Origin of the sequence: Streptomyces coacervatus (assembly GCF_029223485.1) — a bacterium.
In the GTDB taxonomy this organism is placed as follows: domain Bacteria; phylum Actinomycetota; class Actinomycetes; order Streptomycetales; family Streptomycetaceae; genus Streptomyces; species Streptomyces coacervatus.
This window is the reverse complement of sequence record NZ_JARHTP010000019.1, coordinates 220,856-244,847: the sequence shown is the minus strand read 5'-3', so window position 1 is coordinate 244,847 and position 23,992 is coordinate 220,856. Positions and strand designations below refer to the sequence as shown.

Here is a 23,992-nt window from a genome sequence, read left to right as displayed (position 1 = left end):
GAAGTGTCACTCCTGTGTCACCGTGGATCTGGAACTGTCACCGTAGCGCCGGAACCTTCGTGTGCTCTCCCCGTGAGCATTCCGTGACCTAACCACACCGTCCGCAGGGGTTCACCTTCCGTTCATTTACGGCCAGCGGCGGCTTCACTTGATCTGCCTAATTTCAGCCTTACGCGACGCGGGCCGTCCCTCGGGAGGGGCGTGACCTCCGTCGCCGGGACTTCGACTCCGCACGCCGCCGGATTCAGGACGGCGGCTCCTGGAAGGAACTCTTTCAAGTGAAGCTTCAGCGCATGAATCGGCGGGCCATCGCCCTCGGTGCCATCGCCGCGTCGGGCGCCCTGGTCCTCACGGCGTGCGGCTCGGACGACACCAGCAGCAGCAGCGGCGGCGCCAGCGCGTCGTCCACCGGCAACGCCAGCTCGATCAAGTGCGACAACGCCAAGGGCCAGCTGCTCTCCGACGGCTCGTCCGCGCAGAAGAACGCGATCGACGCGTGGGTGGCGCAGTTCTCCAAGGCCTGTGGCGTGCAGATCAACTACAAGGCCGGCGGCTCCGGTGCGGGTGTCACCTCCTTCACCCAGGGCCAGCTCGCCTTCGCGGGTTCCGACTCGGCTCTGAAGCCCGACGCTGTCGCCGCTTCCAAGAAGGTCTGCTCCGGCGGCCAGGGCATCGACCTTCCGATGGTCGGCGGCCCGATCGCGCTCGGCTACAACCTGTCCGGCGTGGACAACCTGGTCCTGGACGCTCCGACCATTGCGAAGATCTTCGATAGCAAGATCACCAAGTGGAACGACCCGGCGATCGCCGCGCTGAACAAGGGCGTGAAGCTCCCCGACCTCAAGATCCAGGCGTTCCACCGCTCGGACGAGTCCGGCTCCACGGACAACTTCACCAAGTACCTCATCGCCGCGACGCCCGACAACTGGAAGTACTCCGGCGGTAAGGCCTGGCAGGCCAAGGGCGGCCAGTCCGCCGCGCAGTCCTCCGGTGTGGCCGCCCAGGTCAAGCAGACCAACGGCGCCATCGGCTACTTCGAGCTGTCGTACGTCACCGACGGTGTGAAGGCCGCCAGCATCAACACCGGTGCCAGCGCCCCGGTCGCGCCCAGCAGCGACAGCGCCACCAAGGCCATCGCCGACGCGAAGGTCGTGGGCACGGGCAAGGACCTGTCGCTCCAGCTGAACTACGCGACCAAGGCCGACGGCGCCTACCCGATCACCCTGGTCACGTACGAGATCGTCTGCGACAAGGGCAACAAGGCGGACACCCTGCCCGCCACCAAGGCGTTCCTGCGCTACATCGCCTCCGAGGACGGCCAGGCCCTTCTGCCCAACCTGAAGTACGCCCCCGTCCCCGCCGACATCATCGCCAAGGTCCGCACCACCATCGAGGGCCTGAGCTGATTTGAGTGCGGTCCGGTCCCGGGCCTCAAAACCCGGGACCGGACCGTACCGTCCGGTGCACCGCCGCCATGAGCCGTACATCGCGTACGGCTTCGCAGAGCCGCACTCCACGTGCGGTTCCGCAGACCGGAGAACCCGATGGACACATCTACAGAGATAACTGACACACCACCCCCCGCCCCCCAGTCCTCCGCCGAGCAGAAGCGCGCAGCTCGCGGTGCCACCCGACCCGGTGACCGGATCTTCCTCGGTCTGTCCCGTGGGTCGGGCATCTTCCTGTTGGTGATCATGGCCGCGATCGCGGTCTTCCTCACCTACCGCGCCTCCCTCGCGATCAGCAAGGACCACGGGAACTTCCTCACCACCTTCGACTGGAACGCCACGTCGATCCCGCCGGTCTTCGGTATCGCGGTCCTGGCCTACGGCACGGTGGTCTCCTCGATCATCGCCATGGTCCTGGCCGTGCCGATCGCCGTCGCGATCGCGCTGTTCCTCACGCACTACGCCCCGCGCAGGCTGAGCGGTCCCATCGCGTATGTGATCGACCTGCTCGCCGCCGTGCCGTCCATCGTCTACGGCCTCTGGGGCGCGCTGATCCTCGTACCGCACATGAACGGCCTCTTCGGCTGGCTGAACGACTACTTCGGCTGGACCGGCCTGTTCTCCTGGGACCAGGGCGCCCCGCGCTCGATGCTCACCGTCGGCATCCTGCTCGCGATCATGATCCTGCCGATCATCACCAATGTGAGCCGCGAGGTCTTCCGCCAGGTCCCGCAGATGCACGAGGAAGCGGCCCTGGCCCTCGGCGCCACGCGCTGGGAGGTCATTCGCATGGCCGTCCTGCCCTTCGGCCGCTCCGGTGTGATCTCCGCCTCGATGCTCGGCCTCGGCCGTGCGCTCGGCGAGACGATGGCCGTTGCCACCGTGCTCTCCCCGGACTTCCTCATCCACGGCAGCCTGCTCAACCCGGGCGGTGGCACCTTCGCCCAGAACATCGCCAGCAAGTTCGGCGAGGCGACCGAGTTCGGCCGTGACGCGCTGATCGCCTCCGGTCTGGTCCTGTTCGTCATCACACTGCTGGTCAACGGCGCGGCTCGCATGATCATCGCTCGCCGTGCGGAGTACTCGGGGGCCAACGCATGAGCCACGCCGCCATCGCCGAAAAGCCCGCCAGCACGCTGCGCGGCGCCAGCCTGCCGAAGTGGTCGCCCTGGGCGATCGCCGCCGGCTCCGTGGCCGTGGCCGTCGGCATCGGCCTCGCCGCGGGCCTCGACAGCAAGGTCCAGTGGGGCCTGATCGCCGGGCTGATCTTCCTCGTCGCCACGTACGCCATCGCCGCGAGCGTCGAGGGCCGCCGTCAGGCCAAGGACCGCATCGCGACCGCCCTGGTCTGGGTGGCCTTCCTGATCGCCGTGGTCCCGCTGGTCTCCCTGGTGTGGGTGACCATCTCGCGCGGTGTGAAGGTCCTCAACGTCTACTTCCTGACCCACTCGATGGGCATCGTCGCCGACTCCCAGCCGGGCGGTGGCATCTACCACGCCATCATCGGCAGCCTGGAGCAGGTCGCCCTCGCCACGCTGATCGCCGCGCCGGTCGGCATCCTCACCGCGATCTACCTGGTCGAGTACGGCCGGGGCAAGCTCGCCCGGGCCGTCACCTTCTTCGTCGACGTGATGACGGGTGTCCCGTCGATCGTCGCGGGTCTGTTCATCCTCAGCCTCATGCTGATCTTCAAGATGGAGCCCTTCGGCTTCGCCGGTTCGCTGGCCCTGGCCATCCTGATGATGCCGGTGGTCGTGCGCTCCACGGAGGAGATGCTCAAGCTCGTCCCGAACGAGCTGCGCGAAGCCTCCCTGGCGCTCGGTGTCCCGAAGTGGCGCACCATCCTGAAGGTGGTCCTGCCGACCTCCATCGGCGGCATCATGACCGGCATCATGCTGTCCATCGCCCGTATCACGGGTGAGACGGCTCCGGTGCTGCTGCTGGTGTTCGGCAACCGGTTCATCAACAACAACCCGTTCGAGGGTGCGCAGCAGTCGCTGCCGCTGTACATCTATCAGCAGTACGCGGCAGGCGCGGACGCGTCGTACGACAGGGCCTGGGCGGCCTCGCTCACGCTGATCGCCTTCGTGATGATCCTGAACCTGGTGGCCCGCGGCATCGCCCGCTGGAAGGCCCCGAAGACCGGTCGCTGACGCGGCCACTGGCGACCGAGAATTCTGGAAGTGAAGTAATAATCATGGCCAAGCGAATCGATGTAAGCGGCCTCAGCGCCTACTACGGCTCCTTCCGGGCCATCGAGGACATCTCGATGACCGTCGAGCCCCGTACCGTCACGGCCTTCATCGGCCCGTCCGGCTGCGGCAAGTCCACGTTCCTGCGCACCCTGAACCGGATGCACGAGGTCACGTCGGGCGGCCGGGTCGAGGGCAAGGTCATGCTCGACGACGAGAACCTGTACGGCGCCGGGGTCGACCCGGTGGCCGTGCGGCGTGAGGTCGGCATGGTCTTCCAGCGCCCGAACCCGTTCCCCACGATGTCCGTGTTCGACAACGTCGCGGCCGGTCTGCGCCTGAACGGCTCGTACAAGAAGAGCGAGCTCGCGGACGTCGTCGAGAAGTCCCTCAAGGGCGCGAACCTCTGGAACGAGGTCAAGGACCGTCTGAACAAGCCCGGTTCGGGTCTGTCCGGTGGTCAGCAGCAGCGGCTGTGCATCGCGCGGGCGATCGCTGTCGAGCCGAAGGTCCTGCTCATGGACGAGCCCTGCTCCGCCCTGGACCCGATCTCCACCCTCGCCATCGAGGACCTGATCGGTGAGCTGAAGGAACGGTTCACGATCGTCATCGTGACGCACAACATGCAGCAGGCGGCGCGTGTCTCGGACCGTACGGCCTTCTTCAACCTGGCGGCGGTCGGGCAGCCCGGCAAGCTGATCGAGATCGACGACACGGAGCGGATCTTCTCCAACCCGTCGGTGCAGGCGACGGAGGACTACATCTCCGGGCGCTTCGGCTAGGCCGGTACGGACCCCTCGCGGTGCTGCATGGCGGTGCCACCGCGGGGACGATAAAGGGCCCGCCCCTGGCTCCCGGGGGCGGGCCCGTCGTCGTTGTCTGCGGCTGCGTGGGGGTTGCCGTCCCTGGGGGCTGCCGCCCCCAGACCCCCGCTTCGGCCCGAAGGGCCTCGTCCTCAAACGCCGGACGGGCTGAGATGGGCTGAGCTGAATTCAGCCCCTCCGGCGTTTGAGGAGCGGGGGTCCGGGGGCGAGGAAACGCCTACAGGAACGCCAGGTTCACGACGCCGAACGCCCCCGCCGCCACCAGCGCCGCCGCCGGCATCGTGATGAACCAGCCCATGACGATGTTCTTGGCCACGCCCCAGCGGACCGCGTTCACGCGCTTCGTCGCACCGACACCCATGATGGCCGAGGTGATGACGTGGGTCGTCGAGATGGGGGCCTTGAAGATGTAGGCCGTGGTGAACATGATCGACGCACCGGTGGTCTCGGCCGCGAAACCCTGCGGCGGATCCAATTCGATGATCTTCCGCCCCAGCGTGCGCATGATCCGCCAGCCGCCGGCGTACGTGCCGAGCGACAGCATCACCGCGCAGACGATCTTCACCCACACCGGGATCGGATCGGCGAAGGTCTGGTGGCCGGAAATGACCAGTGCCATCACGACCACGCCCATCGTCTTCTGGGCGTCCTGAAGGCCGTGGCCCAGCGCCATGCCCGCCGCAGAGACGGTCTGGGCGATGCGGAAACCGCGCTTGGCCTTGTGCGGGTTGGACCGACGGAAGATCCACATGATCGCCAGCATCACCAGGTAGCCGACGAGCAGGCCGACCATCGGCGAGACGAACATCGGGATGACGACCTTGTCGAGGACGCCGTTCCAGAGCACTTCGGTGCCGCCCGCGAGCGCCGCGCCGACCAGGCCACCGAAGAGCGCGTGGGAGGAAGAGGAGGGCAGACCGAAGTACCAGGTGATCAGGTTCCAGACGATCGCGCCGGTGAGCGCCGCGAAGAGGATGCCCATCCCCCTGGAGCCTTCCGGCGTCTCGATCAGGCCCTCACTGACCGTCTTGGCCACACCGTTGCCGAGGAACGCACCCAGCAGGTTCATCGCCGCGGCCATCGCCAGGGCCGCTCGCGGGGTCAGCGCCCGCGTCGACACCGACGTAGCAATCGCGTTCGCCGAGTCGTGGAAGCCGTTCGTATACGTGAAGAAGAGCGCGACCGCGATGGTCACGACCAGAGCGAAGGTGTCCATGAAGGGCTCAGGACTCCTTGACGGCGATGGTCTCCACCGTGTTCGCCACGTGCTCGAAGGCGTCGGCTGCCTCTTCCAGCACGTCCACGATCTGCTTGAGCTTGAGCACCTCGATGGCGTCGTACTTGCCGTTGAAGAGATGGGCGAGGAGCTTGCGGTGGATCTGGTCGGCCTGGTTCTCCAGGCGGTTGACCTCGATCCAGTACTCGGTCAGATTGTCCAGTGTGCGGAGGTTCGGCATGGCCTCGGCCGTCAGCTCGGCCGCCCGCGCAAGGACCTCGATCTGCTGCTCGACGCCCTTGGGGAGTTCCTCGACGTTGTAGAGGACGACGAGATCGACGGCCTCCTCCATGAAGTCCATGATGTCGTCGAGGGACGATGCGAGGGAGTAGATGTCCTCGCGGTCGAAGGGCGTGATGAAGGAGGAGTTCAGCTGGTGGAAGATCGCATGCGTGGCGTCGTCACCTGCGTGTTCCGCGGCCCGCATACGCTCTGCGATCTCGGCCCGGGCAGGTGCGTCCGCCCCGAGCAGTTCCATCAGGAGCTTGGAGCCCGTGACGATGTTGTCCGCGGATGCGGCGAACATGTCATAGAAGCTCGTCTCCCTGGGGGTCAGACGAAAGCGCACGTGGGGTCCTCGGGGTGCTTCGGTTTCGGTCAGGCTGATGCTAGGCGCATCATCCGGCCACGGCTAATGGGCCGTCCCCCAGTGTCGCCCATCGGGCAAAGTGATCAGCAGGGGGGCATACCAAGGGCCCTATACCCAGCAAAGTTCGTTACGATATACCCACTAGGGGTATATGTCTGGAGGACGCGATGACGACCACCGAGGCGGCCGGCGCGGATGCGCCCTCCACACCGGGCACGCACGGCTACCACAAGCAGAAGGACGAGCACCTCAAGCGCCTGCGCCGTATCGAGGGCCAGATCCGCGGCCTGCAGCGGATGGTCGACGAGGACGTCTACTGCATCGACATACTCACCCAGGTGTCAGCCTCCACCAAGGCCCTGCAGTCCTTCGCGCTGCAGCTCCTGGAGGAACACCTGCGGCACTGCGTCGCCGATGCCGCCGTCAGGGGCGGTGACGAGATCGACGCCAAGGTCGACGAGGCGACGAAGGCGATCGCCCGGATGCTGCGCACGTGAACAGGCCCTAAGGGGGGCCTCCGGCTAGTCGCCGGAGGCCTCGCGCTCTTCGGTCACTTTCAGCACCTCGTCGATGCTCTCAAGGCTGAGCCGGTGCTCCGCGGCCGAGGCCGCGATGATCAGCTCTCCGCACAGCTCGATCTCGGCGAGGGCCACGTGGTCCTGAACTGCCGTACCGCCGACCGGAGCCACGTGCATCACCTCATCTCTGCCGTTACCGACTTCCTAGAGTAGGGAGCGGCCTACACACCGCGCATGGCACGGACGGGCTAGTTCTTGACGCTCCTCAGTCATCCTCGGGCAGGGCCCACTCTGCTGCTCACTGCTCGGCGATCTTCCCTGCGTAGATGTCCTTCGAGGCCGGCAAGCGTACGTCGACGGGGGCCCCGAAGTCGTACAGCAGCGTCGTCGAGGCGACCGCGACGGTGCCCTTCTGGAGGCCGTTGACAAAGCTGAACCGGTGCCGGATCTTGCGGATGCGGCCCTGGTCGTCGAGGTAGACGTCGAACGGAACCTCGGCCGTGGCGAACCCTTTCGCCGCCGCGGCGAGTGACTCCCCGATGCCTTTCGACGCGCCCTTCGCCGCCAGCGCGAGATCGGCGGTGCCGCGGTAGTGCCGCACCTCGACACCGGCCAGCTCGGTCCGGCCGACATACGTCGCCGTCCGCGTTCCGCGCAGCAACTCGGCTGCGGCATAGGGGTCGGTGGCGCCGCCGGTCACCAGGTTGCCGTCGGAGAGGGTGGTCGTGTCGACCCGTACCCACTTGTCGGCGGGCACCCCCGCGCCCCGGTTCTTCATGAACAGGGCGCCGGGCGCGAGGAGTTCGGTGATCGGGCGGTGGTCGGCGGTGCCGGCCGGGTTCTGCGGGAGCTGCACCTTCAGCCGGCCGAGCTGCCGGTGGTAGTCGTAGTCTCCCTCGCCGCGGATGGTGACGCGGGTGCCGCCGATGGCCATCTCCATCGATGTGGTGGCCTTTGAACTGCCCGCGGCCACCAGGGTGTCGGCGGCCCGGTGGAGGGTCTCGACGGGGTCGGAGGCGCGGGGGTCCTCGGCGGCGGACCCGGTGCCGGAGCAGCCGCCGGCCCCCATGCAGACACAGATCATGAGCCCCGCCGTGAAGACCGTCCCCCTGTGCTGCCGCTCCGCCATCGCCTGCCTACCCCCAGCCGGTGGTACGTCCGTCACGGGCCCCCTGTCGTTCCGGATAACGACGGGTGGGTGGGGCCGTCACGCTCATACCAGGCCCGCTGCCGGAGGCAGCTGATGGACACAGCACCGAGGCTGGGTAACGTTGTCAGTGTGGCGGAGCAGGAACATCGCACGACGACGGTCGAACAGGGCCGGTTCTGCATGGCACGGTGCAGTTGCGGGTGGCGCGGGCCGGCCCGCAGAGCCCGCAGCCAGGCCCGGGCGGACGCCGAAGGGCACGCGAACGTTCAGGCGTGACGCAGCGTCGTCAGCAGCTCGTCGACCAGGGTGCGGTCCCGGTACTGGGTCAGCCGGCTGCGGGCGGCGGCGGGGGAGAGCCACAGGATGCGGTCCACCTCCGTGGTGGGGGCGAAGCTGCCGGAGACCGCCTCGGCCGCCCAGTAACGGACCTGTTTGGGGCGGCCGTTGGCGAAGTAGCGCAGGGTGGTCAGCTCGGCGCCCGGTTCCGCCGTGTAGCCCGACTCCTCTGCCACCTCGCGCAGGGCGCCCGTCAGGTGGTCCTCGCCCCGCTTCAGCTTGCCCTTGGGATGGGACCAGTCGTCGTATTTCGGCCGGTGGACCAGGCAGATCTCCAGCTCGCCGTCGACCGGGGAGCGTCGCCACAGGACGCAGCCGGCTGCCTGGATGAGGGTGTCGTTGGTCTGGGCGTCGTTCGGGTGGGTGTCGTTGGTGTGGGTCACGGGTGGTTCACCGCCTCCTTCGACAGGGGTTACGGGCGCCGGGGTCACCGGCTCAGGACGTGCTCACCGCCTGCTTCTGCCAGCACTGCTGGAAGGCGAAGCGGGCCGCCTCCACCTCGTGCCGCTGGTCCGCGTGGAGCACCCCGAGCGCGTACGCCGTCGCCGGGGCGATCCGGGGGGTGCGGGCCGCCGAGGCCGCGGCGGCGGCCGCCTCCGAGGCGTCGCGGTGCCGGTCGAGGGCCTGGCCCGCGGTCAGCAGGCGGACGTCGATCGGGCCGCCCGTGCCGTAGAGGGCCTCGCGGGCGTAGCGGTGCAGGCGCAGCAGCAGGCGGACCTGGTGCCAGGGGGCGTCCTGGGGGTGGGGGGACGGGTCCGGGGAGAGGCCGTGGATCAGGGCCACCGCGTTGTAGGGGCTGCCTGCGGTGACGAGGGGGAGCGCGGCTACGGCGTCGGTCAGGCGCTCCTCGGCTGCGGCTGCGAGGGGGTGGAGGCCGGTGGTGGGTGCGGTGGGGGTCAGGGGGACTTCGCTGGCCAGTACGGCGATTTTGTCTGCGACGGCGTGGAAGCGGGAGGAACCCAGGGCCTGGAGGGCGGTGCTGTGGGCTCGGGTGCGGGCCAGGGTCAGCTGGCGTTCGAGCAGGGCGCCTGCTTTGGCTGCGCCAACTGTCAGGTTGCCGCGGTCTGTTGGGGGCGGGGTAGGGGGACCGGCGGTGCCTTGTGCCGTTGTGCCCACCCGTGCCGCCCCAGCGGCACGACTGCCCACAACGGCGGCCGGTGATGTAGTGGCAGCAGCGGTCTGGGCAGGGAAGACCGCCGCCCCCGACAGCCGCTGCAGTGCCAGCACCAGGCGTTCCAGCCTTGCCGCGTACGCGTGCTCCATGGTCAATGTGCCTGACAGCCAGGCCAGTTCGGGCTTCAGGCCCTCCGACCATTCCGTCTCCAGGAGGGGGCGGAACGTGTGCAGGCTGCCGCTGATGCGGCGGACCGAGCGGCGCAGGGCGCGGGCCGCGTCGACGGAATCCTCCGTGCCGTTCGCGGCAGCGGAGCCGGTTTCCCGGTGCTGCCGCAGGGCGCGGAGGAACTCCGTGGCCTGGGCCCGCAGGTAGCCCGCGAGGGCTTCTCCTGTGGGGGTACCTCCCGCTCGAGTGGATTCGAGAGTGGGGGAGGGCCCGGCCGTGGGGTCCGTCGGGTCAAGGTGTTGCTGTGCCACGCCGGCGCCTCCGGGCGTCTATGAGCATCTCCTGGATGTTTCGCAGGGGTTGGCCGTCCGCGTCGGTGGCGTGCCGAATCCATTCGCCGTCCGGGCCGAGGTGCCAGGAGGAGGTGGTGTCGGACATACCGGTCTCCAACAGCCGGTTCAGGGCTGCGCGGTGGGCCGGGTCGGTAACCCTGACCAGGGCCTCGATACGGCGGTCGAGGTTGCGGTGCATCATGTCGGCGCTGCCGAGCCACACTTCGGGTTCGCCGCCGTTGCCGAAGGCGAAGACCCGGGAGTGTTCGAGGAAGCGGCCGAGGATCGAGCGGACCCGGATGTTCTCCGACAGGCCCGCGACGCCCGGGCGGATGGCGCATATGCCGCGCACCCAGACGTCGACCGGCACACCCGCCTGGGACGCGCGGTACAGCGAGTCGATCAGGGCCTCGTCGACCATCGAGTTGACCTTGATACGGATGAAGGCCGGACGGCCCGCACGGTGGTGCTGGGCCTCCTTGTTGATCCGCGCGATCAGTCCGTCGCGCAGGGACTTGGGGGCGACGAGGAGACGGCGGTACGTCTCGCGCCGCGAGTAGCCGGACAGGCGGTTGAAGAGGTCGGAGAGGTCCGCGCCGACCTGCGGGTCTGCCGTCAGCAGGCCGAGGTCCTCGTACAGCCGGGCCGTCTTGGGGTGGTAGTTGCCCGTGCCGACGTGGCTGTAGCGCCGTAGTGTGTCGCCTTCCTGACGGACCACCAGGGACAGCTTGCAGTGCGTCTTCAGGCCGACCAGGCCGTAGACGACATGGCAGCCGGCCTCCTCCAGCTTGCGCGCCCACTTGATGTTGGCGTGCTCGTCGAAGCGGGCCTTGATCTCGACCAGGACGAGGACCTGCTTGCCGGCCTCGGCGGCGTCGATGAGCGCGTTGACTATCGGGGAGTCGCCGGAGGTGCGGTACAGGGTCTGCTTGATCGCGAGGACGTCGTCGTCCTCGGCCGCCTGCTCCAGGAATGCCTGCACCGAGGTCGAGAAGGAGTCGTACGGGTGGTGCAGCAGCACGTCCCGGCTGCGCAGGGCGGCGAAGATGTCGGGCGCGGACGCCGACTCGACCTCCGCGAGGTCGCGGTGTACGCCGGCGACGAACTTGCGGTACTTCAGCTCGGGACGGTCGAGGCCGGCGACGCGGAAGAGGCCAGTGAGGTCCAGGGGGCCGGGGAGCGGGTACACCTCGGCCTCGGAGATCTTCAGCTCGCGCACCAGCAGGTCCAGGACCTCGCGGTCGATGGACTCCTCGACCTCCAGGCGCACCGGCGGCCCGAAGCGGCGCCGCATGAGCTCCTTCTCCAGGGCCTGGAGCAGGTTCTCGGCGTCGTCCTCCTCGACCTCCAGGTCCTCGTTCCTCGTCAGCCGGAAGGCGTGGTGCTCCAGGACCTCCATGCCCGGGAACAGCTCCTCCAGGTGGGCGGCGATGACGTCCTCGATGGGGACGTAGCGGCCGGGGGAGCTCTCCAGGAAGCGGGACAGCAGCGGCGGCACCTTGACGCGGGCGAAGTGCTTGTGGCCGGTGACCGGGTTGCGGACGACCACGGCCAGGTTCAGGGACAGACCCGAGATGTACGGGAAGGGGTGCGCCGGGTCGACCGCGAGAGGGGTCAGGACCGGGAAGATCTGGTGGCGGAACAGGGTGAAGAGGCGGGCCTGCTCCTTCTCCGTCAGCTCGCTCCAGCGGACCAGGTGGATGCCCTCCTCCGCGAGGGCGGGGGCGACGTCCTCGTGGTAGCAGGCGGCGTGCCGGGCCATGAGCTCGCGGGAACGGGCCCAGATCATCTCCAGCACTTCGCGGGGCTGCAGGCCGGAGGCGGAGCGGGTGGCGACACCTGTTGCGATACGGCGCTTCAGGCCGGCCACCCGGACCATGAAGAACTCGTCCAGGTTGCTGGCGAAGATCGCGAGGAAGTTGGCCCGCTCCAGCAGGGGGGTGTTCGGGTCCTCGGCGAGTTCGAGGACCCGCTCGTTGAACGCCAGCCAGCTTCGCTCCCGGTCCAGGAATCGTCCCTGCGGCAGCTGGGGCCCGTCGTACGGTGCCTCCTCGTAGGCGTCGAGGTCGGCGTCGATGTCGGGTTCCAGGTCGGAGACCGCGGCCGACACGGTGTGCGGGCGGTGCGCGGCAATGGAGCCCACGGAGGGCTGCGCGTGCTGAACCTGGGCCTGGGCGGTGTCTGGCTGACTCATGAACCCATTCTTCCGCGTTCCGAGCGATACGGGCGCGTCGGAAAGCGCGGGAGGGAGTGGATCCGGGAATGCGCTTACGGAGCGGAGGGCGTCCCCGTTCTCCGCAGGCCCCTCGGGGGGCGGCGAAGGATGCGGCACGGAGGGCGTCATTGGCTGAGCGTCGCAAGACTGTCTGAACCGTTGGTTACGGCGACATGGCGTGCGGGATATCGGGGAGCGGCTCCCGGGCGTCTACGCAGGCCGCGCCGGTGTAAGAGCCGATGTAAGAGTCGGCAGACGGGGCTGGGACACGCATCCGGAGGATACGTACGCCCTTCCCCTCGCGGAAGGACGTACGCGGATCTGTTGCGTCACACCGTGCGGCGGCGCAGCACGAGGAACGCGGCGGTGACGGCGAGTGCGGTCAGGGCCAGCAGGACGCCGGTCTCCAGGAGCTGGCGGGGCCAGTAGTCCGACGAGTGCAGATACTCGCGGCCGAAGTGCGCGATGTCGTGCTTGGCCAGGCAGCGGCGGTCGTCGTAGCAGCCGGGGTCGGGGATCTCGGTGCCCTTGGAGGTGATCGCCCAGCTGCGGGAGTGGACCTCCGGCTGCCGGTAGCGGCCCTGGAAGGGCCAGGCGTTGGTGCGGAACGCGTTGACCAGGAAGTACCCGAAGCCGGCCAGGGCGAGGGCGGGCAGCGTACGGCGTACGGCCAGGCCGGCGAGGGCGCCGAGGGCGAGCCCCAGGAGCGGGGCGGCGACGGTGGCCGGGCCGACCGAGAAGTAGAAGGCGCGCGGGCCGATACCGGCGATCAGGAGATTGCCGTGCGCGTTCCACAGCAGGCGGTACAGCACGGTCAGCACGGTCATACCGGCGGTGACGAGCAGCGCGGGCATGGCGAGCTTGGTGGCGAGCCAGCGGGCGGGGGAGGGGGACTGTCCCCAGACGAGCTGTGCGGTGCCGAACTCCAGCTCGCGGGCGGTCAGCGGACCCGCCGCGAACAGCGCGACGCCGAACGAGGCGAGGGTGATCAGCGTCCCGGGGTCGTAGAAGAGGTCGTTGTACGCGCCCGAGGTGAAGCCGAGGAGCGCGTGCGAGGAGGAGGTGGAGAGCAGTACGCCGGCGTAGCCGAAGGCGTCGAGCTTGTCCTGCGCGGCGCTCGCTCCGGGGCCGTACAGCCACAGCATGAAGACGGCGGTGAAGGCGACGAAGGCGAGCCAGACGAACAGTGCCGTGCGGTGCAGCCGCAGGACCGTCCAGACCAGGCCGCTCGGGCGCAGTGCGCTGCGGCGGGGTGCGGCGGCGACGGGGGTGTGGAGGGTGGTCGTCATGCCTGCACCGCCGTGCGGGTCGAGGTGGTGCCCGGGGTGAGCAGGGCGGGGGCGTCGGGGGAGCGCAGGTGGGCGAGCAGGAGTTCCTCCAGGGACGGGTCCTCGGTGGCCCAGCCGCCTTCGACCGGGCCGTCGCGGCGGATCAGCGCGGTCAGGCCCCGGCCGGACGCACGGGCCTCGACGACCGTGTGCGGGGCCAGGTCGGCGGGCGTGCCGCGGCCGGTGACCAGGGTGTGTGCGGCGAGCAGGTCGTCGATGCCGCCGCCGAGCCGTATCCGGCCGCCGCCCAGGAGCAGCAGATGGTCGCAGGCGTCGGCGAGCTCGCTGACGATGTGCGAGGACATCAGGACGGTGGTGCCGCGTTCGGCGGCGTCCGCCATCAGCGTGCCCATGAGCTCGTGCCGGGCGAGAGGGTCGAGGTCGGCCATCGGCTCGTCGAGCAGCATCAGGTCGGGCCGCTTGCCGAGGGCGAGGGCGAGTGCGACGCGGGTGCGCTGGCCGCCGGAGAGTCGGCGGATTTTTTGCCCGGGCTGCAGCGAGCCCTCCTCGATGATGCGGGCGGCGTACGGCGCGTCCCAGCGGTCCGGGTTGAGCTCGGCGCCCATGCGCAGGGTCTCGGCGATGGTCAGCTGCCCGTACAGTGGCTTGTTCTGCGCGAGGTAGGCCACCCGGTCACGGAACTCGCCCGGCGCCCCACCGAAGACGTTGAGGGTGCCGGTGGTGGGGCGCAGCAGGCCTCCGGCCAGGGCCAGGAGGGTTGACTTGCCTGCGCCGTTGGGGCCTACCAGGGCGCTGATTCGGCCTGCCGGCAGCCGGAAGGAACAGTTGTCCAGGGCGGCGGTGGCTTTCCTGCTGTAGCGCTTGGTGAGTTCTGTCGCCTCCAGGGCGACTTCTGGGGTGCCGCGGTGGGGCGTCTGTCGTCTGCTGCGCCGTCGTGGCTGGTCGCGCAGTTCCCCGCGCCCCTTTGGGGTGGTGGTTCGCCCGCCCTGCTTTTCGGAACTCAATGGTCATCCTTCGGGAAGTGTTCGTCGAGGACGGAGGCGAACAGGGCGTCGACGTCCTCGCGGTCGAGGCCGGCCGCCCGGGCCCGCTCGGCCCATGCGGCGAGTTCGGCTCGCAGCGGCGAATCGACCGGGTGCGTGCCCAGCGTTCTGCGGACGAAGGTGCCCAGGCCCCGTCGGGCCTCGACCAGGCCCTCGCGTTCCAGTTCGCGGTAGGCCTTCAGGACCGTGTTGGGGTTGATCGCGGTGGCCTCGACCACCTCGCGTGCGGTGGGCAGCCTGTCGCCCGGTTCCAGCAGGCCCAGGCGGAGGGCCTGCTTGGTCTGCTGGACGATCTGGAGGTAGGTGGCGACGCCGGAGCGCCGGTCGATGCGGTACTCGACCACCCGTACAACCACCCTTTCACTAATTGAGTAGTGAAAGGGTGGTGGAAGCAGTCCGGGAAAGTCAAGCGGAATCGTGTGAACCGATCCGCCCGGCCCGTGCGATGAGGTGACGTGAGCGAAAAGAGAACCGACGGGGAGCTGCTGCGGGCCGCCGCGGACGGGGACCGGCGTGCCTTCGAGGAGCTGTACCGGCGGTACGCCCCGTGGCTGACCGCCCGGCTGCGCGGCCGCTGCGCCGACGCCGGGGTGGTCGACGACGTCGTACAGGAGACGTTCCTCGCGATCTGGCGGGGCAAGGCCCGCTACCGCGAGGACGGCGATGTCGCCGGATGGCTGTGGCGGATCGGCTCGCGGCGGCTGATCGACGCGCTGCGGGGCGACGGGGCACGGGGCCGGCTCAGGCAGACGCTGGCGCGGCTGCGGCACCGGGACGAGGCGTCCGCGGAGGAGCGCGTGCTCGCGGGAGTGGAGCACGGGGACCTCGCGGGCGCCCTCGTCCGGCTGTCACCGGAGCTGCGCGCGGTGCTCCAGGCCACCGTCATCGACGGCCTGACCACCCGCGAGGCGGCCGTCCTGCTCGGGATACCGCCGGGGACGGTCAAGACACGGGCGATGCGGGCCCGTAAGCAACTGCGGGAGGCGCTGGCATGAGCGGGCGGGTATGCAATCGGGTCTGCCGGGCCGCGCGCCGGCGCGGGAGTGGCGATATCGGCGGGCTGCTGTGCGATCGGGTCGGCAGGGACGTGCGCCGGCCGCGCCGGCATGCAGGTGGCGTTATGGGCAGGCAGGTGCGCGATCTGGGTCTGCCGGGCGGCGCGCCGATGCAGGAGGTGGCGGAATGACCTGGCATGTGGATGCAGAAGATCTACGGGCCTACGCCCAGGGCGAGCTGGCGCCGCCCGCGCTGTGGTCCGCCGACACCCACCTCGTCGCGTGCGCGCAGTGCCGGGAGGTGCTGGCTTCCGTCGGCGACCCTGTCGACGCAGGCTGGGAGCGGCTGGACGCCGAACTCGACGCGCCCCGGCCGGGGCTGTTCGAGGGGCTGCTGATGCGGCTGGGGGTCGCCGACCACACCGCGCGGCTGCTTGCGGCCACGCCCGTGCTGCGCCGTTCCTGGCTGGGCGCGGTCGTCGCCGTACTGCTGATGAGCATCGCGGCGGCGCACACGACCGCGGCGGCGCCCTCGCCCACCCTCTTCCTCGCCCTCGCGCCGCTGCTGCCCCTCGCCGGGGTGGCCCTGTCGTACGGGCCCGCGCTGGACCCGACGTACGAGATGGCGGTGGTCGCGCCGATGCACGGGTTCAAGCTGCTGATGGTGCGGACGGTCGCCGTGCTCGCCGCGGCGCTCGGCCTCAGCGGGCTGGCCACCCTCGCCCTGCCCGGGTACGGGCTGGGCGCCCTCGCCTGGCTGCTGCCCGCGCTGGCCCTGACCTCGACCGGCCTGGTCCTGACCGCCCGGCTCGGCCCGGTGCTCGCGCCGTCGCTGGTCGGCGGGGCCTGGGTGGCGTTGCTGCTGGCGGCCCATGCCTACGACGCCTCCGACACGCTCGTGCCGTTCACCGCGGCCGGCCAGGGGGTGGCGGCGGCGGTCGCCGCGCTCGCCGGCGGGCTGCTCTTCCTCGTACGTGACCGTTTCGACCGCTTCCAGTCCGTCCGCTTCCAGGGGGATGCCGTATGACACCGACCGTTTCCGCCTCCGGGCTCAGCCTCCGCTTCGGCGGGACCCAGGCCCTCGACGATGTGTCGCTGCGGCTGACCTCGGGCGTCACCGGGCTGCTCGGGCCCAACGGGGCCGGAAAGACCACCCTGCTCAGGGTGCTGGCCACCGCAGTGCCCGCCGACCGGGGGGCCTTCACCGTGCTCGGGTACGACCCGGCGACGGCGGCCGGACGGCAGGAGGTGCGGCGTGAGCTCGGCTATCTGCCCCAGACCCCCGGCTTCCACCCGGACTTCACGGCCTTCGAGTTCGTCGACTACGTGGCGATCCTGAAGGAGCTGACCGATCGGGGCGCACGTCATCGCGAGGTGCGGCGCGTGCTGGACGAGGTCGACCTCGCCGATGTGCGCGGCAAGCGCATCAAGAAGCTGTCCGGCGGTATGCGGCAGCGGGTCGCACTGGCCGCCGCGCTGGTCGGCGACCCGGGGTTCCTCGTCCTCGACGAGCCGACCGTCGGACTCGACCCCGAACAGCGCATGCGCTTCCGGGAGTTGATCGCCCACGCGGGAGAGGGCCGCACGGTTCTCCTCTCCACCCACCAGACGGAGGACGTGGCGATGCTCTGCCACCGTGTGCTGGTGATGGCGGGCGGCCGTATCCGCTTCGACGGCACCCCGGCCGAGCTGACCGCACGGGCGGCCGGACGGGTGTGGAGCAGCACGGAACGCGACCCCGGCGCGAAGGCGGGCTGGCGCACCGGCACCGGCTCCTTCCGCAACGTCGGCAGCCCGCCCGACGGCGCCGAACTGCTCGAACCCACCCTGGAGGACGGCTACTTGCTCACCCTGGACGACGCGGGCGCGGAGGTGGCGGCGGCATGAGCGCGGTCATGGAGGCGACGGCCCCGCCCGTCGTACGCGGCGAACAGCGCCGCACCTGGGCGGCCGTGTTCGCCCTCGCCCGCTTCGAGGCGCGCGAACTGCTCCAGCACATCCCGGTGGCGGTGACCCTGCTGTTCTACGTCGGCTACACCGGCTGGAAGCTGATGTCGCCCCCGGACGGCATGGACGCCTACCCGGCGCTCCAGGACGCCGACCGCGCGACCCAGACCGCGCCCCTGCTGTTCGCCATCGCCCTGTTCGTCTGCGTCAACCGGGCCGCGCTGCGCGATCGCCGGCGCGGTACCGACCGCCACTTCGATGTGCTGGTCATGGAGCCGTGGCGGCGCACGGCCGCGCATGCCCTGTCCGTGGTGCCGTTCGGTGTCCTCACCGCGCTGGTCGTGGGGGCCCAGTTCACCTGGCAGGCGCTGCGGCCGGGGGCGGTGGGGCACGGGTCGGTGTTCGAACTGGCCGTGGCTCCCCTGTATGTGCTGCTGTTCGGAGCCCTCGGCCTGCTGGTCGCCCGGCTGATCCCGTCCGCGTTCGCCGCGCCGCTTGCGGTGATCGGGCTGTTCACTGCGCTGCTTTTCGTTTCCACGGGGACGGGGGGTGCGTGGACGCGGTGGTTGTCGCCGGTGGTGGGTGAGAGCAGCTCGTCGACGTTGCCGTCCGAGTTGATCGGTCGGCCTGCGGGCTGGCATGCGCTGTATTTGGGTGGGTTGGTGCTGGTGGCGGCCTTGGCCGCGGTGCTTTTCGCTCCGCGGGATGCCGTGTTTCGTCTGCCGCGCCGTGGTGGCTGGTCGCGCAGTTCCCCGCGCCCCTTTGGGGCGCTGGTGGGGCTCGGGGGTGCCTTGGTCCTGGCGGTGACCGGGGCGGTCGGGCAGTCCGGAGGAGTCTCCTCTGAACTGGCGGCGGCTCGGGAGCGGGCCTCGGTTGCGCCGGAGAAGGAGCAGTCGTGTGTGCGGCACGGGGGCTCGCAGTACTGCGCCTTCGGTGAGTGGACCGGGCGGACGGGTACCTGGGCCGGGGTCGTCGACCGGATTCAGGCCCTTGCGGGCGGTGCGGCCGCCGATCGGTCCCTGCTCGTACGGCAGCGGATCGACGCTCGGTACGGACTCGACGGCGACTCGGCCATCGCCCCGTCCACCACGCCCGGCCAGGTGACCGTCGGCACGCGCTGGGGCGGCAACCGGGTCCCGGAGTTCGCGGTCGGTGTCGCATCCGTGCTGGTCGGCGGCGATGAGAAGAAGGGCGGCGAGCTGTGCGACGGCCGTGTGGTGACGGTGATGTGGCTGGCGCTGGGCGGCGATCCCGACCCGGTCGCCGACCTCAAGAACGTCCGCCTCGACGACAGCCTGAGCGGCTCGGCGGTGGTGCTGGCGCCGACGAGCTCGCTGTCGATGTCGGCCGGACAGACCGATGTCGTAAGGGAGTTGCTCGTCTCCAAGCCGCGCGCCGAGGTCACGGCCGCGGTCAAGTCCCACTGGGCGCAGCTGACTGCTCCCGGGGTGACCACGGCCGAGGTGGCGCGGGTGCTGGGCACCGAGGTGCCGAAGGGGGCGGACGAGTGTGGGAAATGAGCGGAGCGTCATCGTGAGCGGGGATTTGGTGTCGGCCGTGGCGCGTACGGTGCCGTGGCGGGCGCTCGCGGCGGGCGGGGGTGCGGGGCTGCTGATCGTCGCCCTGCCGCGGCTGTTGTCGGACGGCCCGCCGGACGGCTGGCTCGCGCTCACCCTGCTGCGGACCGCCGCCCTCGTCTTCGCACTGGGCCTGACGTTCCTGCTGGACGACCCTGCCCGGCATCTCACCACACCGGTCGTCACCCGGCGGTGGGTGCGCTCCGGCCTGCGGGTGGTGCTGGTCGCGCCGGTGGCCGCGCTGTGGTGGACGGCCGCACTGGTCCTGGTACCGCACGGCGCACGTCCCCCGGTCGGTGCCGTCACCCTGGAGGCCGGCGCGATCGCCGCCCTGGCCCTGGCCGCCGCGGCCACGGCAGTACGCCTCACGGACGAGCCCGAGCCGGGCCCGTCGGTGGCGGCCGCGGTTTTGACCACCGTGACCCTGGGGGCGTTGCTCATCCCCGCCCGCTGGACCCTGACCGCCGCGGTCGGCGACCCCCGTTGGGGGGCCGCGCACGATCGGTGGGCGGTGGTGCTGGGGGTTGCGGTGGTGGCGTGGGCAGTTTGCCTGCCGGAGCCGGTGAGGAGGCGATCGCTGCTGTTCAGGCGCCGGTCAGGCACTCTCAGCCCGTCCAGCGTTTGAGGACGAGGCCGCAGGCCGATGGGGGTCTGGGGGCGTAGCCCCCAGGGGGTCACGTCTCTGTGCGGTACATCAGATCCGTCTCGTACGTGGTGAAGCCGAGGCGCTCGTACACCGACACCGCCGCCTTGTTGTCCCCGTCGACGTACAGCATCGCGTCCGGCAGCCCCTGCGCCTCCAGGTGCCGCAGCCCGATCGTGGTGAGGGCCTTGCCAAGGCCACCGCCCTGCGCACCCGGCCGCACGCCGAGGACGTACACCTCGCCCAGCCGCTCCGCCGCATGCACCTTCGTCCAGTGGAAGCCGATGAGTTCGTCGCCGCGGAGGGCGAGGAAGAAACCCGCGGGGTCGAACCACGGCTCGGCCTTGCGGTCGTCGAGGTCGCGCTGGGTGAGGGAGCCCTGCTCGGGGTGGTGGGCGAACGCGGCGGCGTTCACCGCGAGCCAGGCGGCGTCGTCCTGGCCGGGGACGAAGGTCCGCACGGTGACGTCCAGCGGCAGCACCGGCTCGGGCAGGTTCAGGCCCGTCAACGGCCGCCGCATCTGCCGCAGTTCGCGGAACAGCGTGAGCCCCAGGACCTGCGCGAGATGCCGGGCCGCGGAGTGCCCGCCGTGCGCCCAGACCCGCAGCCGCTTGCCGGAGGCGGCGAGCAGCGCCGAGCCGAGCGCCCGCCCGTGCCCGTGCCCGCGGTGCGCGGGGTGGACGACCAGTTCGGCGGCCGGGGCCTCCACCGGGTCGGTGTCTTCCAGCTGCGCGTAACCCACGAGTTCGTCGCCGACCAGGAGCAGCAGATGGGACACGCCCTCGCGTTCGCCGCCGCGCAGCTGCAGCCGCCCCTGTTCCGACACCGCCTGCTGACCGTCGTCCTCGGCGGCCTCGGCGAGCAGGGAGAGCACGGCCTCGGTCTGCTCCGGGGACAGCGCGGAGTAGGTCTCGATGGAGCGGGTCCGGCCGGGCCGGGCGGTGTCGTCGCTGGTCATGCGTACGAGGGTAAGGGGAGGCGCCTACAAAGTGACGACCCACGGTCTCCGCAAAGTGGCGGTCAAGGTGAGGGCAAAGGGAAACCAGGATGTAACCAAGAATCCCTTTTCGCGCTACGCGCGTTGACCCTAGGCTGCGCCCGACGGGGCCATGACATTCAGCAGACCCACAGGGGGGCGCATGCCAGCCACTGCCCAGCCGTACCCGCGCCGCAGACGGACCTACCGTCTCCTCGCCGCAGCCGCCGGACTCGCCACCGTCGGCGCCCTCGCCGCCGCGCTCCCGGCCGACGCGCACGAGACGAAGGGCGGCGGCCACCACCCGAGCCGCTACCAGGACGTACAGCTGCTGTCCTTCAACGACCTGCACGGCAACCTGGAGCCGCCGTCGGGCTCGTCCGGCCGGGTCACCGAACTGCAGGCCGACGGTACGACGAAGACGATCGACGCCGGTGGCGTCGAGTACCTCGCGACGCATCTCCGCGAGGCCCGCAAGGGCAACCCGTACTCCATCACCGCGGCCGGCGGCGACATGGTCGGCGCCTCCCCGCTGATCTCGGGCCTTTTCCATGACGAGCCCACCATCGAGGCGCTGAACAAGCTCGACCTGGACGTCACGTCCGTCGGCAACCACGAGTTCGACGAGGGTGCCAAGGAACTGGCCCGGCTGCAGAACGGCGGCTGCCACCCCACGGCCGGCTGCTACACGGACGAGGAGTTCGAGGGCGCCGACTTCCCGTACCTGGCCGCCAATGTCCTCGACGAGAAGACGAACAAGCCGATCCTCAAGCCCTACTGGGTGTGGAAGAAGAAGGGCGTCAAGATCGGCTTCATCGGCGTGACCCTGGAGGACACCCCGGGTGTCGTCTCCGCCGAGGGAGTCAAGGGCCTGAAGTTCAAGGACGAGGTCGAGACGATCAACAAGTACGCGCGCGTGCTCCAGGCACAGGGCGTGAAGTCGATCGTCGCGCTGATCCACGAGGGCGGCCTCCCGGCCTCCGGCTCGTACAACTACAACTGCGACTCCCCGGGCGCCGGTGACGGCATCTCCGGCCCGATCGTCGACATCGCCAAGAACATCACGCCGTCCGTGGACGCGCTGGTCACCGGCCACACGCACGCGGCCTACGTCTGCACGATCCCCGACCCGTCGGGCAGGCCACGCATGGTCACCTCGGCCGCGTCCTTCGGCCGGCTCTACACGGACACCACGCTCACGTACGACCGCCTGACGGGAGACATCGCCCGTACGTCCGTGAAGTCGGCGAACCACGTGGTCACCCGGACCGTCGCCAAGGCGCCGGACATGACCGAGCTGATCGGCAAGTGGAACACCCTCGCGGCTCCCATCGGCAACCGCGCGATCGGTTACATCTCCGCCGACATCCCCAACACCGGCACCGAGTCCCCGATGGGCGACCTGATCGCCGACGCACAGCTGGCGTACGGCAAGGAGCTGGACCCGGAGACCGACCTGGCGCTGATGAACCCGGGCGGCGTGCGGGCCGGTCTGACCTACGCGGCCAAGGGGAGCGAGGGCGACGGCGTCGTGACGTACGCCGAGGGCTTCACCGTGCAGCCGTTCTCCAACACCGTGAATCTGCAGGACTTCACGGGCGCCCAGCTGATCCAGGTGCTGAAGGAGCAGGTGAGCGGTACGAATGCCGCCGCTCCGAAGATCCTGCAGCCGTCGTCGGGCCTGACGTACACCCTGGACCTGACCAAGGCGGGCGCGGACCGGGTGGTGACGGACTCCATCAAGCTGAACGGGGCCGCCGTCGACCCGGCAGCCACCTACCGCGTCGCCACCAACAGCTTCCTCGCGGGCGGCGGCGACGGTTTCACGACACTCGGGCAGGGCACGAACGACCTGGTCGGGACGGACGACCTGGCTGCGCTGGAGAAGTACCTGACGGCCAACTCCTCGGCCACCAGCCCGATTTCACCGCCGACGGTCGGCCGGATCACGACCGTGAGCTAGATCGCATACCGGAAGTAGAGCTTGCGGGTGGGGGGCGTTCGCATGGTCGGATGGCTCGATGCGTGCCCCCCACCGCAATATGACGCATTCTGGTACAAACATAAACGACTTTGTGGCGAGTGTCTTTGTCGCAAGCGAGGTCGAGGAGGAAGACGAGCCCTGGGCCCCGCCCAACCACCGCCGCGGCGGCCGCCGCCGTAGGAGAAGCCGCTTCGCGGGCCTCCCGCTCGCGCTGAAGATGGTGGCGGGCGTCGTCGTCCTCGCCGCCTTCGTCACCCTCGCCGACCGCTGGGCGCTGCTGTACGCCGAGCGCAGGGCGGCGGATGTGCTCAAGGACCGGATGCACCTGAGCGCGGCCCCCGAAGTGGACATCGGCGGCTTCCCCTTCCTCACCCAACTCGCCGACGGCAGGCTGAAGTCGGTGAAGGTGACCGTGCCGGACGTCGCGGCCAGCCGGGTCACGCTGGCCAGGGTGACGGCGACCGCACACGACGTACGGCTGAACGCGCCCGACGGACCGGCTTCGGTACGGGGAGCGGGGATTCCCCGGCTCGACGGCGACGTACTCCTCTCCTTCGACGACCTGAACCGCGAACTCGGCGCATCCCAGGTGACGTTCACGGGACGAGGCCACGACCGGGTGCTGGCCCGCGGCACCTTCCCGGTGGCCGGACACGACCTCCGGCTGCGGGCCGACGCCAGCATCGGCCGGGACGGCGACCACGGCATCGCCACCCAGATCGGCGGAATGCAGCTGGACATCGGGGACCTGGCGACCTACCGGCCCGGCACCCGCGCCTCCGAGGGCCTGCATCTGACCCGCGGCTCCGCCGCCCGCCTCACGCACGAGAAGAACAAGGCGAGGGCGTTGTTCGCGGTTCCCGCGGTGGTACGGCGGCTCGGTGTGCCCGACTGGGCCGTACGCGACGCCCTGCGGTCCGACTCCGAGCTGGCGCGCGTGACCGGCTCACCGCGCTTCATCCACCAGGCCATGCGTCTCAACCTGATCGACCTGGCCCTGGACCACCCCGAGCTGCTCAAGCGCCTCGGCTTCGACCCGGCCGTCCTGGACGCCCTGCCCAGGCTCACCCGCCCGGTCCTGGCCGACCGCCTGTCCCTGGGCTTCCGCCTGCCCACGCCGCACAGCGGTGAGCTGCGGCTGCGGGATGTGCGGGTGGAGAAGGACGGGATCAGGGTGCGGATCGAGGGCTCCGGCCTTGCCGTCGGTCGCTCCCGCTAGTTCTCGATAAAACCTGTGTGAGTACGGGTTCGGTTCCGCGAATGACATAAGAATCTCTCACAGCATCAACTCAGGAACCTCTAAGCGGAATTGGTCTTTTTTCTCTGCGGGAATGCCGTAGTGTTTTCCATGTCGAAAGCGAACGACGCAAACGGCA

23 protein-coding genes are annotated in these 23,992 nt (G+C 69.9%); 12 read left to right on the top strand and 11 right to left on the bottom strand.

Features of this window, described 5'->3' with window-relative positions:
• Positions 1-278 precede the first annotated feature (278 nt).
• The 4 genes from pstS (at position 279) to pstB (ending at position 4,422) form a co-directional block, all read left to right on the top strand.
• On the top strand, positions 279-1,406 hold the full coding sequence (gene pstS / locus P2Q00_RS38535; RefSeq protein WP_275778927.1) for a phosphate ABC transporter substrate-binding protein PstS: 1,128 nt from the start codon (positions 279-281) through the stop codon (positions 1,404-1,406).
• A 138-nt stretch (positions 1,407-1,544) separates the two neighbouring features.
• The gene (gene pstC / locus P2Q00_RS38530; protein ID WP_275778925.1) at positions 1,545-2,549 is read left to right on the top strand and encodes a phosphate ABC transporter permease subunit PstC; all 1,005 of its coding nucleotides are present in this window, start codon (positions 1,545-1,547) and stop codon (positions 2,547-2,549) included.
• Positions 2,546-3,601 carry a phosphate ABC transporter permease PstA gene (gene pstA / locus P2Q00_RS38525; protein ID WP_275778924.1) on the top strand — a complete coding sequence of 352 codons (1,056 nt, stop codon included), beginning with the start codon at positions 2,546-2,548 and terminating at the stop codon, positions 3,599-3,601. Before pstC ends, pstA begins: the two co-directional genes overlap by 4 nt.
• A 44-nt stretch (positions 3,602-3,645) precedes the next feature.
• Positions 3,646-4,422: a phosphate ABC transporter ATP-binding protein PstB gene (pstB, locus tag P2Q00_RS38520; RefSeq protein ID WP_275778923.1), complete on the top strand. Its 777-nt coding sequence runs from the start codon at positions 3,646-3,648 to the stop codon at positions 4,420-4,422.
• 259 nt (positions 4,423-4,681) lie between these two features.
• Here the strand turns inward: pstB and P2Q00_RS38515 are convergent, their stop codons facing one another.
• Complete coding sequence (locus tag P2Q00_RS38515; protein WP_275778921.1) at positions 4,682-5,680, bottom strand: inorganic phosphate transporter; 999 nt, start codon at positions 5,678-5,680, stop codon at positions 4,682-4,684.
• Between the two features lie 7 nt (positions 5,681-5,687).
• Positions 5,688-6,308, bottom strand: coding sequence for a DUF47 domain-containing protein (locus P2Q00_RS38510; protein WP_030941586.1), 621 nt, complete (start codon positions 6,306-6,308; stop codon positions 5,688-5,690).
• A 188-nt stretch (positions 6,309-6,496) separates the two neighbouring features.
• On the opposite strand from P2Q00_RS38510, the gene P2Q00_RS38505 reads away from it, so the two are divergent.
• The gene (locus tag P2Q00_RS38505) at positions 6,497-6,826 is read left to right on the top strand and encodes a metal-sensitive transcriptional regulator (protein ID WP_275778918.1); all 330 of its coding nucleotides are present in this window, start codon (positions 6,497-6,499) and stop codon (positions 6,824-6,826) included.
• Between the two features lie 24 nt (positions 6,827-6,850).
• On the opposite strand, the gene P2Q00_RS38500 is transcribed toward P2Q00_RS38505, so the two are convergent.
• The 8 genes from P2Q00_RS38500 to P2Q00_RS38460 form a co-directional block, all read right to left on the bottom strand.
• Complete coding sequence (locus tag P2Q00_RS38500; RefSeq protein WP_275778958.1) at positions 6,851-7,018, bottom strand: hypothetical protein; 168 nt, start codon at positions 7,016-7,018, stop codon at positions 6,851-6,853.
• Positions 7,019-7,145: 127 nt separating this feature from the next.
• Positions 7,146-7,976 carry an SCO4651 family lipoprotein gene (locus P2Q00_RS38495; protein WP_275778916.1) on the bottom strand — a complete coding sequence of 277 codons (831 nt, stop codon included), beginning with the start codon at positions 7,974-7,976 and terminating at the stop codon, positions 7,146-7,148.
• 287 nt (positions 7,977-8,263) lie between these two features.
• A complete protein-coding gene (locus P2Q00_RS38485) occupies positions 8,264-8,716 on the bottom strand; it encodes an NUDIX hydrolase (RefSeq protein WP_275778912.1) in 453 nt (150 codons plus the stop codon).
• A gap of 52 nt (positions 8,717-8,768) precedes the next feature.
• A complete protein-coding gene (locus P2Q00_RS38480; RefSeq protein ID WP_275778910.1) occupies positions 8,769-9,926 on the bottom strand; it encodes a CHAD domain-containing protein in 1,158 nt (385 codons plus the stop codon).
• Positions 9,907-12,141 carry an RNA degradosome polyphosphate kinase gene (locus P2Q00_RS38475; RefSeq protein ID WP_425579667.1) on the bottom strand — a complete coding sequence of 745 codons (2,235 nt, stop codon included), beginning with the start codon at positions 12,139-12,141 and terminating at the stop codon, positions 9,907-9,909. Before P2Q00_RS38475 ends, P2Q00_RS38480 begins: the two co-directional genes overlap by 20 nt.
• Before the next feature lie 350 nt (positions 12,142-12,491).
• Positions 12,492-13,451, bottom strand: coding sequence for an ABC-2 membrane transporter-related protein (locus P2Q00_RS38470; protein ID WP_275778907.1), 960 nt, complete (start codon positions 13,449-13,451; stop codon positions 12,492-12,494).
• Entirely contained in the window at positions 13,448-14,335 is an 888-nt protein-coding gene (locus P2Q00_RS38465; RefSeq protein ID WP_275778955.1) for an ATP-binding cassette domain-containing protein, read from the bottom strand. The genes P2Q00_RS38470 and P2Q00_RS38465 overlap by 4 nt, the downstream gene beginning before the upstream one ends.
• Before the next feature lie 116 nt (positions 14,336-14,451).
• Complete coding sequence (locus P2Q00_RS38460; protein WP_275778905.1) at positions 14,452-14,838, bottom strand: GntR family transcriptional regulator; 387 nt, start codon at positions 14,836-14,838, stop codon at positions 14,452-14,454.
• A 111-nt stretch (positions 14,839-14,949) separates the two neighbouring features.
• On the opposite strand from P2Q00_RS38460, the gene P2Q00_RS38455 reads away from it, so the two are divergent.
• The 5 genes from P2Q00_RS38455 to P2Q00_RS38435 all read left to right on the top strand — a co-directional run bounded on the left by P2Q00_RS38455 (position 14,950) and on the right by P2Q00_RS38435 (position 19,638).
• A complete protein-coding gene (locus tag P2Q00_RS38455) occupies positions 14,950-15,489 on the top strand; it encodes an RNA polymerase sigma factor (protein ID WP_275778902.1) in 540 nt (179 codons plus the stop codon).
• 187 nt (positions 15,490-15,676) lie between these two features.
• Positions 15,677-16,516 carry a cupin domain-containing protein gene (locus tag P2Q00_RS38450; protein WP_275778900.1) on the top strand — a complete coding sequence of 280 codons (840 nt, stop codon included), beginning with the start codon at positions 15,677-15,679 and terminating at the stop codon, positions 16,514-16,516.
• On the top strand, positions 16,513-17,376 hold the full coding sequence (locus tag P2Q00_RS38445) for an ABC transporter ATP-binding protein (RefSeq protein WP_275778899.1): 864 nt from the start codon (positions 16,513-16,515) through the stop codon (positions 17,374-17,376). Before P2Q00_RS38450 ends, P2Q00_RS38445 begins: the two co-directional genes overlap by 4 nt.
• Complete coding sequence (locus P2Q00_RS38440) at positions 17,373-18,956, top strand: ABC transporter permease (protein ID WP_275778898.1); 1,584 nt, start codon at positions 17,373-17,375, stop codon at positions 18,954-18,956. Before P2Q00_RS38445 ends, P2Q00_RS38440 begins: the two co-directional genes overlap by 4 nt.
• Before the next feature lie 13 nt (positions 18,957-18,969).
• A complete protein-coding gene (locus P2Q00_RS38435) occupies positions 18,970-19,638 on the top strand; it encodes an ABC transporter (protein WP_275778897.1) in 669 nt (222 codons plus the stop codon).
• Between the two features lie 49 nt (positions 19,639-19,687).
• Here the strand turns inward: P2Q00_RS38435 and mshD are convergent, their stop codons facing one another.
• Complete coding sequence (gene mshD, locus P2Q00_RS38430; RefSeq protein WP_275778896.1) at positions 19,688-20,614, bottom strand: mycothiol synthase; 927 nt, start codon at positions 20,612-20,614, stop codon at positions 19,688-19,690.
• A gap of 181 nt (positions 20,615-20,795) precedes the next feature.
• On the opposite strand from mshD, the gene P2Q00_RS38425 reads away from it, so the two are divergent.
• Together P2Q00_RS38425 and P2Q00_RS38420 are read left to right on the top strand one after the other, a co-directional pair.
• Complete coding sequence (locus P2Q00_RS38425; protein ID WP_275778895.1) at positions 20,796-22,595, top strand: bifunctional metallophosphatase/5'-nucleotidase; 1,800 nt, start codon at positions 20,796-20,798, stop codon at positions 22,593-22,595.
• Between the two features lie 58 nt (positions 22,596-22,653).
• Entirely contained in the window at positions 22,654-23,835 is a 1,182-nt protein-coding gene (locus P2Q00_RS38420) for an LmeA family phospholipid-binding protein (RefSeq protein WP_425579668.1), read from the top strand.
• Positions 23,836-23,992: the final 157 nt, after the last annotated feature.

Coding starts and splice junctions, on each gene's coding strand:
- P2Q00_RS38495 (WP_275778916.1), bottom strand. CDS start 7,976: ATGGCGGAGCGGCAGCACAGGGGGACGGTCTTCACGGCGGGGCTCATG.
- P2Q00_RS38475 (WP_425579667.1), bottom strand. CDS start 12,141: ATGAGTCAGCCAGACACCGCCCAGGCCCAGGTTCAGCACGCGCAGCCC.
- P2Q00_RS38425 (WP_275778895.1), top strand. CDS start 20,796: ATGCCAGCCACTGCCCAGCCGTACCCGCGCCGCAGACGGACCTACCGT.
- pstB (WP_275778923.1), top strand. CDS start 3,646: ATGGCCAAGCGAATCGATGTAAGCGGCCTCAGCGCCTACTACGGCTCC.
- P2Q00_RS38420 (WP_425579668.1), top strand. CDS start 22,654: ATGCGTGCCCCCCACCGCAATATGACGCATTCTGGTACAAACATAAAC.
- pstA (WP_275778924.1), top strand. CDS start 2,546: ATGAGCCACGCCGCCATCGCCGAAAAGCCCGCCAGCACGCTGCGCGGC.
- P2Q00_RS38440 (WP_275778898.1), top strand. CDS start 17,373: ATGAGCGCGGTCATGGAGGCGACGGCCCCGCCCGTCGTACGCGGCGAA.
- P2Q00_RS38445 (WP_275778899.1), top strand. CDS start 16,513: ATGACACCGACCGTTTCCGCCTCCGGGCTCAGCCTCCGCTTCGGCGGG.
- pstC (WP_275778925.1), top strand. CDS start 1,545: ATGGACACATCTACAGAGATAACTGACACACCACCCCCCGCCCCCCAG.
- P2Q00_RS38515 (WP_275778921.1), bottom strand. CDS start 5,680: ATGGACACCTTCGCTCTGGTCGTGACCATCGCGGTCGCGCTCTTCTTC.
- P2Q00_RS38450 (WP_275778900.1), top strand. CDS start 15,677: ATGACCTGGCATGTGGATGCAGAAGATCTACGGGCCTACGCCCAGGGC.
- P2Q00_RS38470 (WP_275778907.1), bottom strand. CDS start 13,451: ATGACGACCACCCTCCACACCCCCGTCGCCGCCGCACCCCGCCGCAGC.
- P2Q00_RS38505 (WP_275778918.1), top strand. CDS start 6,497: ATGACGACCACCGAGGCGGCCGGCGCGGATGCGCCCTCCACACCGGGC.
- mshD (WP_275778896.1), bottom strand. CDS start 20,614: ATGACCAGCGACGACACCGCCCGGCCCGGCCGGACCCGCTCCATCGAG.